Genomic DNA, 12,873 nt, shown 5'->3' on the forward strand with positions numbered 1-12,873 from the left:
AGAAATATTGTACTTTCTGATCAAGTCCTATATCCTTTGGGTCTTGTTAATTCATTGCCATGAACAACGATAATTTGCTTGCAAGAACCACAGCGGATGCTTGTAGTTGTTCTTTTAATATGGAACACTTTGTATCCACAAAACGGGCTTGGAATTTACCGAACAACATAGTATGGAAAAAACCAATAGTAAGTATACTCGTCAAGATCATCCCTTTGTGTGTGATTTCAAGGCTACTTACAATAAATAATAATACAATATAAAACACAGCTGTTTTTGCTGCGTGTGCCCAGTCCTTGCGATACATGTACTTATCTTTTCCTCCTTTGATTTCATTTAAAATAAATCTCCAGTGCCTATTATTGAATGGATCAATGCGAAGTTTCCTAAGGAGAATAAAGAAGATCAAGTACAACACGACACCGAATAAAATATCCGATTCTTTTTGTTGTATATCTGAAAAAAATAAAGAAATTAATGACAATAAAATAAATAAAGGAAGAAAAATGAGTGTGTACTTAAAGTTAATTTTAGACAAGTACGTATCTCTACGTAAAAAACAAATTAAGGCTTGTATAGCGGAAGCCAAACCTCCAAAAAGACTAAAGTATAAAAGTACATACAAAAGCATCTGTCCATAATTCCTTTCTATATTTGTTGAATATAACAGAATGTAGTCCTAAAGATTAGGTGAGGCCTGAAAGTTAGAGATTTCAGGCCCTAAAAAGTTATTTCGATAAGAGTGGATTCACTATGGAAGGGTATGAGTATCCGGAGATGTTAATGAACTCTATCTCTAATTTTAGGATGCCATTTACAGGAACTGATGCCGACTGAATGGGAACACCTTGTACAGCTGTGCTGCTCCAAATCTCTTTGCCATCGCCATAAATGATAATGGATGCAGATGAACCATCATCTGCTTTGTCAAGACTAGCATAGTTGAAATTCAGAGATTTGTATTGTCCATTTAGGTTATAGCTTTGTTTGGTTTTGTTTCTGTAATAAATGTTAACATATAGTCCGTTATTATATGTTTGGTTATCGAGCTGCATTTCAGAGTTAACTATTGATTTATCAGCCACATCAACGGGAGCTTTATCCGTTAAGTAATCTCCTTCTACCACTGAGTCTCCGAACAATACCGATTTCGTTTTACCATCCCAAGCAACAGGCTTCCCTATCATATCTCCAACGAGCTTAATAGGCACATATGTTGTTCCACTGTAGATGAGGGAGGATGGAACAGACGAGCCGTTATTGTTAAATTTACCACCAGAAGGAGTTTTATCGACTTTGTCCACAATAAATCTAACCGGATCAAAGCTGACTTCAATCTTGTTTGTTGCTCCCCAAGCTATTCCACTAAAAAATAAAGTACCCACTAAAAAACCTGCTGCTCCAAATTTCAATTTCCCCATTTTTCCCATTGATTGTTACCTCCGCAATTAGAATTAGTTTGAATAGGATAAACTTGTGAAAAAACTTTAAAGTAAAAACTATAAATGTTATCATATATAATTATAACATTTATAGTGTGTTAATATGGTGTGCCGCCTCAGTTACGCTTAGTTTGAGGTGGTTTGTGTGGAAAATTTAGTAATAAAATTAGGAGATCGTATTCGAAATATTAGAAAGCAACAAGGGATGAGTCAGGAACTTTTAGGAGAACGTTCAGGACTACATACCAATTACATTGGACAAGTTGAGCGTGGCGAGAAAAATGTAACAGTAGAAAGTCTGGAGAGAATAGCCAATGGACTGAACATTACACTTGAACAATTGTTCCGTCACCTTGATCCAGTTCCTCCGACAGATGACCTTCAAAGACTTCTTCTTTTGCTTGAAGATAGACCCCCACAAGACAAACAACTTGCACTTCAATTGCTTCAATCCGTGTTTCGCTGGGGGGACCAAAAATTCTGATCTCCCATAGTAAAGGAGTATGACGATGTACCAATCTGTAGTGGATAGTCCTTTTTTCAAAGATATAATTAAAGAAGAGGAGCGAACTTGGATAGAGTCCAAGTTTCTTCTCAGAGAATATCCTAAGAACCAAGTACTTTACTTTCAAAATGATCCAGGTCACAAGATGTATATTATCAAAACAGGTATTTTGAAAATATATCGTCAAGAAGACCACCAAGAGATTGTTCTGGGCCATCAGTTTCCTGGAGAAGTTATTGGTGAACTTGAACTATTTCATCATGATCATCACAGAACGGCTTCTGTTGCCGCACTTGATAAAGTAATGGTGTGGGAAATCAGACGAGAGCAGATGGATGAAATTGTCCGCGTCTATCCGGATCTCATGCGTAAAGTAATATACATACTTAGTGAACGTTTAATTCAGGCGGATCGTAAAATCGAATATCTTGCTTTCTTGGATGTGCGAGTGCGTGCAGCAAACCTATTGCTCGATTTGGTATCCAACTTTGGTAAAAAAACATCAAATGGATTGCTTATCAATTGGCGAATTACGCAACAACACTTTGGTAGTATGATCGGTGTAGGTAGAGAAACTGCTTCCAAAGCTCTTAATGATTTTAAGGCTGAGAAATTAATTCACATGGATCATCGCAAAGTTTACGTTATTGATCTTGAAGGTTTACAGGATGTTGCTAATGCAAATCAAGATCCAGTTGAAAAACGTATTTGGCATTCGACCCATAAGTATCATATCCCAACGATTTAAACGATTCTGCACGCTTACTTACAGATTTTATGTAATTCTCATCGCAAACGAATGTTCCTATATATAGTGTCTCCTAGTACAGTCATTTACTTGTCCGGCGAAATTTCTCCATGTTTCAATAGGGACAAATTTTGTAGGGGAGAGAAGTCATATAGCTAGATTTCAATTAGGTGATGTTGTAGTTACAGATGGGGTCTTGGAGCAGATTAGCGAAACCGATCAACTGATTGCATTGAATCGTCATGCTCAAGGAGACTGGGGGATAGTATCCGAGGAAGAGTTTCGAGCAAATGAGATTGGTTTGTTAGTAGGATCATATTTAATGTCCGTGTACTTGAGTGAACATGGTGTTGTGTTTTGTGTGATTACGGAGGCTGAACGAACGAAAACGACAATTTCTCTGCCCGAAGAATCTAGGTGGATCTGAACATGAGAAAAAGTGTTGTTGGCATTGAATTATATTCGTGTTCAGAGATTTTGATACAACATCGGGAATACATTGCAGTAAATGGCTTTGTATTTGAAGCGGGGAGGGAGCCTGCAGATTTTGTATTGTTACTTGATCTATTTTGTGGGAGTCTGATTTATATCAAATTGGAGGATCACGAACTTTTACCAGTGATTAGAGAGAATCTATCAAGAATTAGGGTGGCAGCTAAAATGTGATCTCGGGCGGGGCGTATTGCCCCACCTAAGTCACATGTAGTCTCTATCCTGAAATTACATGAAGCCAAAGTTAACGCACGAGCACACTTGCTACAATCACTTCACCAAGAACATTTTCTAGTTCATCAATAGCTACTGTTTTAACAGCACGATCAACATCGATGTCTCTGATTTTAACAGTTGCAGTATCACTATCTATGTTGCACTCTACTGTCATTGTTATAGCTTCATTAGCAATTCGCAATATGGTAAGCACAGTTGATTCATAGAATACTCCCATTCCAGAGGAAGAGGCGGTATAGTCCTTGCTAGTCAATGGGGCTTGTTGAACTAAGTCGATGATTTCTTTTACCTGATCTGATATATTCATTCAAATCCCTCCATACTCCCGTATTGTGAAGATGCATACTTGATACAAAAGTGTACATATAACTCTCCATATACATCCAATCATGACAATTAAACTGTAGTCAATGTAACCCCCATGATTTGCTGAGTTGAGCAACACGGCCGATTTTTGGAAAATAGAAATCCAAGCAACAGTGACTATTTCAGATGTTCCTTGTGCCTCTCTCTCTCAATAAGAGTAGGAGAGAGAGGCACAAGGAAAGTTTATTAATATCGAGGACGATCTATTATTTTCACACTTATTTTGGAATGTCTTTCTTCTTCAGCCATGGTTCTTAACGCGTTTTCAATAGTCTTGGTCATATAGGATAACGCAGCCGATTCTCCCCTGTCCTCCCAATTTTCACGAACCTTGTCACCGACAGGGGTAGATATAAATGTTCTGGTGATCTCTTCCGGGGTGAAGCCTTCTTTTAGTAGCTGGCAGGTGATATGGAAATCTCTCCCTGATCGAGTTTTATCTCGCATACTACTGCTTGCGAAGGTGTCCAGATATTCTTCAATCGACTTTGTATTTAACTTGTGAAGGAGTCGTTTATCCTTTTTAATACGTTCACGAAGCTCTGATTCAGGAAATGGTTCTAAATTATATAATGTTGGCAATTCTATTTTCTGCATGTGTAGGGAAGAATGTATAGTTTCTATTGCAGGCAGGTCCTCAAATTGATCCAACGAGTATCGAACATTTTCCCAACGAACGAAGCGAGTACGTTTAAGTTTATTTGGATCTTTACGGTTAACAGATCCAGGCATTCGCATGATACGTGAGGCATCATGACAGTGATCAGCGATGCCTATATGTTTCTCCATCCGGGCACATATGGTTGATACTTGTTTGGAATCGTAAGGCTGGTCCAAGAGGAAATAAACGTGGAAACCATTTCCGCTGTCTACGATGATAGATGGAGAGAAGGGCATCTTTTCATCCAACAATTGTAGAATGAATTCTTTTGCTTCCTTTGGAGTAGTGGCCTCCACAGACTTGATGTCCACGTCGAGCCAAAGCACACTCGACAGATCTATTCCAGAATTAGTAGCTTTCATTTCGTATTTATCTTCATCATGCTTGCGAACTTCTATTCTAGGGTTAACTCCATAGTACACACAATCGCCCTCATTTTTAGCCAAACTTACATTTGCTGCCCGCAGTAAATTTTTATCATTGAGTTCATAGTATTGTGTTCGAAACTTTCCGTTCATCTGTTTAAAATTGATTTCAAGATACGAAGGTTTATTGTCGGTTCTGCTGATAAATGGTTCATATAGGGTTTTCCAAAAAAGAGCCAGTAATTGAGAACGAGGTCCGTCCTTTTCATAGGGTATTTTGCTGATTTTGGCGAATTGTTCCATTTTATTGTCGCTATGGGGAGCTATAATCAATTGTTGCAACTGCTCAGGCGTGTATGAAGTATTTTGATTAGGGTTCATGAGTGTCGGGCTCCTTTTAGTGAGTGATTAGGTGGAGAGAGAGTCTCTCGACTCTCTATTTGCAATTGAGAATTAATTATTATTCTTGGATGCGAGCTGGCTCTCATGGAGTATTGAAAGCGTTGCTAAACATATAAACAAATGTTGTAGGTCGGCTATGGCATGCATCAACTTGTGATTCAGTGCCTGGTCATTTAGGATTTCGTCAACCTCAGCTTCTTCCAGAAATGATTTGACAACAATTTCATCTTTCTGAGCCGATATAGTAGCATGAACTAACTCAAGCAAAAAATTATCTTCCAAGTCATGCATGAAACTAATGAAAATGTATTCCCTCTCAGCTCTTATCTTGCATGTTATGTTACCAATCCGAGAATTGGCCTCCTTATATTCTCCATCTTTTTTTGATAAACAAATACGGGATTTTTCCAAGGTATTGATTGTTTTCTCATAAGCTTTTTTCAATTGAGTAATTGTTACATAGGGTACTGAAAACATGTTTCTCATCTCCTTTATAGGTTGGCCTAGTATTGCGGTGATCTTAAAATTAACCTCCTTGTATTTTGAGACCAAGGAACCGCAAGAGTCGTGTCCTCAATCACAAGAGTAAGAATAATTGACAAATATGCTTTGTGTCGCTACTATTAACGGAAGAATTTTCTTCTGTTAATATTGATGTTTCAAATTTGTTGGCATTTGTAATTAACCTGTGATAATAAGAAGGGGGTAGGTCGTTGTGAACACTGGACAAATCGAAGTTAGTCAATGGATTGAGTCCATAAAAAATCTTAATTACAAGGGAGTTCTTAATGACAGGAGCATTAGGGAAGATATCGAAACTAAACTGAATTTGGCTAAGTCTGAGGGAGTAACACAAAGTAAAAATGCCCTTAAAACATATGACAGTATTATGGAGACCTATATTCACAAGGAAATCAAAGATAAAACTGACTATCGAAATCGAAATAAAAAATTCTTGAATTGTTTGAATAAGTCAAAAAATATTGATAATTTTACGATGAATGAGATTTTTGGGCCGGAATTGAGTGACCTTCAGAATGGAAATAAACAACAAATATTGCATGCAAAATCTTATATTCAAAATGCGGAAAGTACTCCTGAAAATCATAAATATATTGAAGAAGAAAGTGTAATTGAACTTGTGAAAAAATACGGTATTTCCGATAAAGAATCAACAATTAAAAGGTGGATGCAACCAGGTGAAAAAAGAATAAAGGCTATTAAAACTAGAGTAGGCAGACAGCAATATTTATCTGTAAAACAAGAAGATATGATTGAATATCTTGGAAATCAGAGTGAAGTTCATCAGAAATTATTCAAACTAGCAGAGACGGATTCTCCTACAATCAAGACTGATGAATTGAGATATATACTGGGAAAAGAATTATTCGAATGAAACGTTACATGTTCCTTGTTAGTAAATTCGCTTCTGTAAAGTTCATTTTTCTCCATGTGTATATATTTTAAATGATATGAGAGTAATAGAAAACGTACTCAACTAACATATAGATTGAATTAAGCGTGGTTTTATACATGGGAGGACGGGAGAAATGTGGGGGATATGACGGGAGTACCCTACCCTAATGAACTAAAATACGATAAAAACAAAACAAAAATAAAATAATAAATATATCATCCTCCCAGTCTCCCGTACTTTGTACAATTTTACCCGCCTTTTCTAGTGTTAGCATGTTTTTTTTTCTGTTCTGCATTTCTTTTGGGGGAATGGGAGGACGGACAAGCTGTACCCTGTTTCTCACGAGCTTTAACAAATCTCCCCAATCCTCCCCCACTTTTTGAGCCTCCCAATCTGGCCTTGTTCTTCGGGGGAGGGGATCTAAGAATATAGTGCGGACATGGGAGAAACAGATTATTAAACATTAAAAGATAGTGGAACGACTACTGTGATCATTGGTGAGTTCTTGTAGCGAGTAGCTTATCATCAGCTTATGAAGCAAGGAAGGCTACTACCTTAGTAGTTGTAGTATTTGCTTAACCAGAATGGAATAAGGGCTCCTCCGCATCAAGCGAGAAGGAGCCCTGTGTTGTTAAGTAAATTGAATTTGTCGAGCTTGTTTTGGATGCACTAGTTGTTTTGATCAATAAGGTTTTGTGCATCTTCTAGATGTATGAAGGTACAATAAGGTTGGGTTTTTGTATTATCGGCATGGGTCAATGAGCATTTGTGGCTGTTAACTTTGGAAAGCCGTCCGCCGCCTTTATTACTTGTGGCTGTGCGGATAACGCCATACGTTGCCCAAGAAGAAATTACATTTTTAGATACGTAACCCCATGTATTGAGAAGGTTATTTAATTCATTAGTTACAATCATAAGGCAAGGGATTATCTTGTCGTTCACTTTGTATTCAGAAAATTTTCCATATTGAGAGTGGTTCGGGTTGCTTTCTGTAAAGTGCTTTTTTTGATTAGTAGTGGCGTAGGCCATAACCTCCTCTAGAGCTTCGATATTCTTATTTCGCCCTGTACAAATTTCTTTCAAATAATCATTAGTATACTTACAAATTCGGTTAATTTCTTCGTGATTAAGGGAGGACAATTGATATTTCTCGGAAAGGCACTCCAGAACGACATGCATGCTTGCCAAATACTTTGCATAGGAATTATATCTTTCATGGTCAAACATGATGTGTTGGCAGTCAGCTCTGTATAGTGCAATACACTTCTCGAATCGTTTCTCAATAACTTCTTTGTTTTCCAGCACATAATCAACGAAAAGATCAAGTGTGAGTCCGTAAGACATATTCAGCAATTTTCCAAGTCGGTCTTGCCAATCTTTTAACTTCTCAGGTTGATTCATAAGTGTTTCCAATATACGGTCGATAGGAAGGGGGAGAACACGTCGAGTAAGCCCGTCCATATGAACCATTGATAAAATAGATGTTTCACCAGTGGATATAATAATGGAAGTTGTATTCTTATCTTCTCTTGAAGTTCCATCTTTATTGGCCTTTACCCCAAGCGAAGAGTTAAAAGCAGTATAGATAGCTTTCTGCAAAGTCTCTTTAGTCTGGATTTGAGAGTCATCGAAAAATGCAGGGTGACTACTATGCGGACGGATGCTTGCTAGAATTCCCGCATCTGTGGCGCCAACCCATGTCTGCATCAAAGGAGATTTTTCCTCAGATTTTCCAATCGGATTCATTGCAGTGTACTGTAAAAGGTTTTTACCTTTGCCCTTAGCCCCATAAATATCAAGTATCAGATAGCTTGAAGAGGCGAAACCACCACTCATTAGTACATTGATATACGAACTAACGTAAACTGCAACGGACAGAGGGTGGTCTTTAAGTTGTTCTAGTATCTGTTCCACATTCTGCTTAGCATCGTCTCCTTTAGTTACATATCCTTGTTTAATCATTGTTTGGGCTTTATCATCAGCAATACGAACATAACAATCCTTTCTACGTGGGCTAATGAACTGGGTCTTGTCTTCATTCCAGCCAATAAAACTATACTGATCATAGCTTGGAATGAGGCGATGATTTAGCTCCTTATACGCAGAAATGTATTTCATGAGTTTTTCAAATTCACCTTTTTGGAAAGGGAGTCCGTTTGAAATACATGTTTCCTCAAACTCTTTGGTCACCCGATACAAATCTGTGTCGGCTACCTGCAGAAGGACCCATTTTTCAAGATTATCGTCATAATAACTGATAATGGTTTGTGGGGCGAGTTTGACATTAACAACTTCAAAGTGAGAGCCTGAATACGGAGTACTCCCAAAGAAATTATGAATGTGTAGACCAATCTGTTTTGCTTTAATCAAATTGGACTCAGGAATGAGACATGCCTTGTTTCCTGGGAAGGTTTGATGATGAAAGTACATGAAATCATTAACCGCAGCGGGTACAATTTGTGGAGCATGAATCAGGTCAATAATAATTTCTTCTTCTGTTTTATCTGGAAAAACTTCCGTCATTGCTTTAAGAATGGCGCTGCGCTCAATCTGATGCGATGGAATTCCGGCTCCTCTCGTGTATGTTGCAGATACTTTGAGAGAGGCGATAGCTTCTTGGAGATGATATTGATAATTTTCATTACCACGGACGTTATTGCTATACATTTGTAGATAATTCATTTTGTACCTCCTGTAATTGGGAGGCGCCATCTCTACACTCCAATAATTGACAGAAATCATATTGGCGTATTTTAATAAAAATATGAAATGGTTCGCCTATTTTGATGTGTGGTCTGGACAATGATAGAAAATGTCCAGACCCTTTTTATGTTTTTTTAAAGCTGACATCAAAGGAAGACAAAACACAAAAAAACCATGCCGAATGAAGTAATCGCAAACAAACTTTCATCTATCATTGAAAGTTTAATAAAAGCGATCAACATTCTTCAACATGGTTTACATTAAAAAAGATAAATTACATTCTAAGCAGAAAATATACATATACAGAGAAATTCTTATCTCCTCAAGCAGTATGACTGATGGCTTTAAAAAAGTCAAGAGTTTTTACGAGAATTTCTTCTCATCCATTCCTTAACCTCAGTTGGGTCAAAGCGTGGGTGTCCTCTTGGTGAGAGCGAATAGAAGGGGAGCCCGTGTTCTTTGCGAAGCTTTTCAATATTTCTTCGACTGGTTTGCAAAACTTCACATAGTTGACTGATTGTCAAAAGCTGATTAGTCTCCATTACATTAACTGTTGGATCGTGTGTATGCTGGTTCAAGGTGTTTCCCCCTTTCTAAATCTATTTTATCATGTCAAAATATGTCAGAACAATTATTCTATTCGCATCTTTTCGTATGAATGAACAGTTTAACTTTGTAGATCAAAATATTTCTTATTACGTTAAAGAGAATGGTTTTTCTGGAAAAGTTAAACGGTGTTTAACCGGGTTGAACACCGTTTAACGAAGCAGGTGAGAAGAATGATGTAATCCTTCGCAAGATACAGGAAATTCCTTGGCGAGGATTTGTTCTCCATGTTTTACTTTTGGGGATAACTATGTAAGGAGGCATGATCATGCGAGGTTGTATCAGCAAAAAAGGCAAAGGTACATACGCTTATACTATTGAGATGGGGAAGCATCCTGAAACAGGCAGACGTCGGCAAAAAATGAAATCGGGGTTTGCTTCACGGAAAGAGGCAGAAGCAGCACTGGCTCAGGCTTTAGCTGAAGTAGGGAGAGGGAGCTATATTACTGAAACGAAGGAGACTGTGCAAGATTATTTCACCAAATATCTTGATCTGAAGCGGCCACAGCTACGTCCGGGAACAGTTAAAACGTATAAATGGTTGATTAACTATCACATCATTCCAAAGCTTGGTCAGATTCCACTGGCCAAGCTTGTTCCGCATCATTTGGTAACTATGTATGAGAAGCTACGGATTGAAGCTGGTCTGTCGTCCCAGTCGATTAATCATGTGCATAAGGTGCTACATGACGGTTTGGCTACAGCAGTCCGGCATGAAGTACTGACACGGAATGTAGCTGCACTAGTAAAGCCTCCTAAAATTCCGAAGGCCAAAACTACTGTTTGGACAAGCGAACAGCTTGGACAATTTCTGCAATACACCGAACCATACCGATATCATATGATTATTTTGTTGGCAGCAACGTGTGGTTTGAGGCGTGGAGAAGCTATCGCGCTTAGATGGGAAGATGTGGACTTGAAGGCCAAAACATTAACAGTCAAGCAGTCCTATACCCGAGGAGAAAAGGGACATGTGTTTCAGGAACCAAAGACTGCGTCCAGCATTCGAACCATGGCTATACCTGATGTAACGATGACTGCCTTGAAAAAGCAAAAAGTATTACAGGCAGAGGACAAGCTTGCTTCTGGACCTAAATACAATGATCATGGGCTCATTTCTCAGACCAAACATGGTTTGCCGATCAGTCCTTATTATTTTGAAGCACGTTGGCTTGATTTGCTTAGGAGGTCAGGACTTCCCAAAATCCGGTTCCACGATCTGCGTCACACCCATGCTTCATTGTTATTGAAGCAAAACGTACATCCGAAGATTGTATCCGAGAGAATGGGGCATTCATCGGTGGGAATTACTTTGGATCGTTACTCGCATACGTATGGTGTAGATTACGGAGCAGCGGAGCGGCTAAACGACTTGTTAACATATGAAAAGAAATCGTTGTGATGCAGAAAACCTGTTAGAACGAATGTTTGTGATCAATCCTACACATTAGATGTTGTGCTGGTTACTGCTTGGTGAGGAAATGTAACTCATAATGATCTATGTATAGACGATCAAACGGGGGTGAAGAGGTGAGTAAGCGAAATTATGGTGCTGGAAAACTCTTGTTGGCGCTGTTTACAGCGACTACTCTATCGAGTGTATCCTATCCAGCAGTGCCGGTTTCAGCAGAAGTGGCCCCAAAAAGCACCAACTTTACGGATATTAAAGGCCATTGGGCTGAAACATCTATCAAAAAAGCGGCTGAACTTGGGCTGGTGGAAGGATACACTGATGGCACATATAAGCCAGGTGCGAATGTTACACGGGCTGAATTTGCAGCAATGCTTAGCAGAGCTACAAAGTACAAGCCAAACAAGGTGAGCCAAGCATTTAGCGATGTACCACCCACAAACTGGGCAGCAGAAGCAGTAAACAAAGTAACTGCACTTGGGTTTGTGAACCGTGTTGATTATCCAAACGGATTTGTAGGTAACAAAGCGATGACGCGGATCGAACTTGCTAAATGGATGGCTAACGGACTGGCGGCGGCAGACTCTGAGTACAACAAAGCTCAAGGAGATGCAAAAGGGGATAAAGCCTTGATTCCAGTACAAGAATTTTTCAAAGGGACACTGAAAAAGTCTGACTACCCATTCGTTACGATTGCAGTAGGCACGGGGATTATGACGGGGGATGCGGCAGGAAAGTTCAACGTAGACGCTCCGACTACGCGGGCAGAGGTAGCCACAATCTTGCTTCGTTACATGGAGGCAGAAGGCAAGAAAGCCACTGACTTTTATGGATTGAACGAACTGCGTGAAGTAGCCAAAACCGGTACTAACTTCAATGCATTTGGAAAAATGCAATTACTACATCCAATGAGCAACCAATACAAGAACGTATACGACGCTTTCGGTAAGTCACTGAAATTGAGAAATGATGTAGCCACAGTTATAATGTCGAAGATGATTTTTGTAGACCCATACCCAGCAGATGGCAAAAAGAGCGTGTATGCTCCGATGTTCCATTCTGACGCTGATCCAATGGCAAAAAACATCTACCCAGACCGATATCGTGTATTTACAGAATACTCGTTTACATCAAAAGTAGATAATCTGGTGCGACTTGGTACATTGTCTGACCAAGGGTTGCCGATCCAAATTGGTCGACCAATCTTTGATACAAACATCGACAAATACGGTGCCAACTATTACAAACGTGATGGTACATCAGCCTCATCCTACAAAAAGGGTCAAGGCGAAAAAGACATGTGGGCAGAAGCTTACGCCACAAAGGTATCGGGAAATGATATGGTACCCATGGAAACAGAAGATGGACGTAGACTGCTGGTACAAGTAAAATAAGCTAAAGGGCCCCTACAACGATGTAGGGGCCTTGTGCTATATACAGGGTATTTTATAATGTTAGCTATGATGCTGTGAAAGTAGAGAAGGACCACGTGGTTAGACGTGGTCTCTTTAGAACACC

At 39.1% G+C, this 12,873-nt stretch carries 15 protein-coding genes; 7 read left to right on the forward strand and 8 right to left on the reverse strand.

Features of this window, described 5'->3' with window-relative positions; all coding sequences use genetic code 11:
- Positions 1-46 precede the first annotated feature (46 nt).
- Together HNR77_RS07005 and HNR77_RS07010 are read right to left on the reverse strand one after the other, a co-directional pair.
- Entirely contained in the window at positions 47-538 is a 492-nt protein-coding gene (locus tag HNR77_RS07005; protein ID WP_184182060.1) for a hypothetical protein, read from the reverse strand.
- A gap of 190 nt (positions 539-728) precedes the next feature.
- Positions 729-1,430, reverse strand: a complete 702-nt coding sequence (locus HNR77_RS07010; RefSeq protein WP_184182062.1) for an NPCBM/NEW2 domain-containing protein — start codon at positions 1,428-1,430, stop codon at positions 729-731.
- Positions 1,431-1,587: 157 nt separating this feature from the next.
- Here HNR77_RS07010 and HNR77_RS07015 point away from each other — a divergent pair, with 157 nt between their 5' ends.
- The 4 genes from HNR77_RS07015 (at position 1,588) to HNR77_RS07025 (ending at position 3,361) form a co-directional block, all read left to right on the forward strand.
- Positions 1,588-1,926 carry a helix-turn-helix domain-containing protein gene (locus HNR77_RS07015; RefSeq protein ID WP_184182064.1) on the forward strand — a complete coding sequence of 113 codons (339 nt, stop codon included), beginning with the start codon at positions 1,588-1,590 and terminating at the stop codon, positions 1,924-1,926.
- A gap of 25 nt (positions 1,927-1,951) precedes the next feature.
- The gene (locus HNR77_RS07020) at positions 1,952-2,695 is read left to right on the forward strand and encodes a Crp/Fnr family transcriptional regulator (protein ID WP_184182065.1); all 744 of its coding nucleotides are present in this window, start codon (positions 1,952-1,954) and stop codon (positions 2,693-2,695) included.
- Between the two features lie 196 nt (positions 2,696-2,891).
- Complete coding sequence (locus HNR77_RS29920) at positions 2,892-3,122, forward strand: hypothetical protein (protein WP_221443734.1); 231 nt, start codon at positions 2,892-2,894, stop codon at positions 3,120-3,122.
- Positions 3,123-3,124: 2 nt separating this feature from the next.
- Positions 3,125-3,361, forward strand: coding sequence for a hypothetical protein (locus HNR77_RS07025; RefSeq protein ID WP_184182066.1), 237 nt, complete (start codon positions 3,125-3,127; stop codon positions 3,359-3,361).
- A 70-nt stretch (positions 3,362-3,431) separates the two neighbouring features.
- Here HNR77_RS07025 and HNR77_RS07030 read toward each other — a convergent pair whose 3' ends face one another.
- The 3 genes from HNR77_RS07030 to HNR77_RS07040 form a co-directional block, all read right to left on the reverse strand.
- The gene (locus HNR77_RS07030; RefSeq protein ID WP_184182068.1) at positions 3,432-3,731 is read right to left on the reverse strand and encodes a hypothetical protein; all 300 of its coding nucleotides are present in this window, start codon (positions 3,729-3,731) and stop codon (positions 3,432-3,434) included.
- 245 nt (positions 3,732-3,976) lie between these two features.
- Complete coding sequence (locus HNR77_RS07035; RefSeq protein ID WP_184182070.1) at positions 3,977-5,197, reverse strand: hypothetical protein; 1,221 nt, start codon at positions 5,195-5,197, stop codon at positions 3,977-3,979.
- Between the two features lie 72 nt (positions 5,198-5,269).
- The gene (locus HNR77_RS07040) at positions 5,270-5,695 is read right to left on the reverse strand and encodes a hypothetical protein (protein WP_184182072.1); all 426 of its coding nucleotides are present in this window, start codon (positions 5,693-5,695) and stop codon (positions 5,270-5,272) included.
- 238 nt (positions 5,696-5,933) lie between these two features.
- On the opposite strand from HNR77_RS07040, the gene HNR77_RS07045 reads away from it, so the two are divergent.
- The gene (locus tag HNR77_RS07045; RefSeq protein WP_184182074.1) at positions 5,934-6,614 is read left to right on the forward strand and encodes a hypothetical protein; all 681 of its coding nucleotides are present in this window, start codon (positions 5,934-5,936) and stop codon (positions 6,612-6,614) included.
- Positions 6,615-6,798: 184 nt separating this feature from the next.
- Here HNR77_RS07045 and HNR77_RS07050 read toward each other — a convergent pair whose 3' ends face one another.
- The 3 genes from HNR77_RS07050 to HNR77_RS07060 all read right to left on the reverse strand — a co-directional run bounded on the left by HNR77_RS07050 (position 6,799) and on the right by HNR77_RS07060 (position 9,916).
- Positions 6,799-7,011 (reverse strand): hypothetical protein, encoded by a 213-nt coding sequence (locus HNR77_RS07050; protein ID WP_184182076.1) that lies wholly within the window; start codon positions 7,009-7,011, stop codon positions 6,799-6,801.
- Positions 7,012-7,304: 293 nt separating this feature from the next.
- On the reverse strand, positions 7,305-9,317 hold the full coding sequence (locus HNR77_RS07055) for a DUF927 domain-containing protein (protein WP_184182084.1): 2,013 nt from the start codon (positions 9,315-9,317) through the stop codon (positions 7,305-7,307).
- A 374-nt stretch (positions 9,318-9,691) separates the two neighbouring features.
- Positions 9,692-9,916: a helix-turn-helix domain-containing protein gene (locus HNR77_RS07060; protein ID WP_184182086.1), complete on the reverse strand. Its 225-nt coding sequence runs from the start codon at positions 9,914-9,916 to the stop codon at positions 9,692-9,694.
- Between the two features lie 296 nt (positions 9,917-10,212).
- On the opposite strand from HNR77_RS07060, the gene HNR77_RS07065 reads away from it, so the two are divergent.
- Entirely contained in the window at positions 10,213-11,346 is a 1,134-nt protein-coding gene (locus tag HNR77_RS07065; protein ID WP_184182088.1) for a site-specific integrase, read from the forward strand.
- Positions 11,347-11,474: 128 nt separating this feature from the next.
- A complete protein-coding gene (locus HNR77_RS07070) occupies positions 11,475-12,749 on the forward strand; it encodes an S-layer homology domain-containing protein (RefSeq protein ID WP_184182090.1) in 1,275 nt (424 codons plus the stop codon).
- Positions 12,750-12,873: the final 124 nt, after the last annotated feature.

Source organism: Paenibacillus sp. JGP012 (assembly GCF_014203995.1).
GTDB classification, from domain to species: Bacteria; Bacillota; Bacilli; order Paenibacillales; family Paenibacillaceae; genus Paenibacillus; species Paenibacillus silvae.

Excerpts from the sequence above, each read along its gene's own strand:
- HNR77_RS07010 (WP_184182062.1), bottom strand. The coding sequence starts at position 1,430 with ATGGGAAAAATGGGGAAATTGAAATTTGGAGCAGCAGGTTTTTTAGTG.
- HNR77_RS07020 (WP_184182065.1), top strand. The coding sequence starts at position 1,952 with ATGTACCAATCTGTAGTGGATAGTCCTTTTTTCAAAGATATAATTAAA.
- HNR77_RS07025 (WP_184182066.1), top strand. The coding sequence starts at position 3,125 with ATGAGAAAAAGTGTTGTTGGCATTGAATTATATTCGTGTTCAGAGATT.
- HNR77_RS07030 (WP_184182068.1), bottom strand. The coding sequence starts at position 3,731 with ATGAATATATCAGATCAGGTAAAAGAAATCATCGACTTAGTTCAACAA.
- HNR77_RS07035 (WP_184182070.1), bottom strand. The coding sequence starts at position 5,197 with ATGAACCCTAATCAAAATACTTCATACACGCCTGAGCAGTTGCAACAA.
- HNR77_RS07040 (WP_184182072.1), bottom strand. The coding sequence starts at position 5,695 with ATGTTTTCAGTACCCTATGTAACAATTACTCAATTGAAAAAAGCTTAT.
- HNR77_RS07055 (WP_184182084.1), bottom strand. The coding sequence starts at position 9,317 with ATGAATTATCTACAAATGTATAGCAATAACGTCCGTGGTAATGAAAAT.
- HNR77_RS07065 (WP_184182088.1), top strand. The coding sequence starts at position 10,213 with ATGCGAGGTTGTATCAGCAAAAAAGGCAAAGGTACATACGCTTATACT.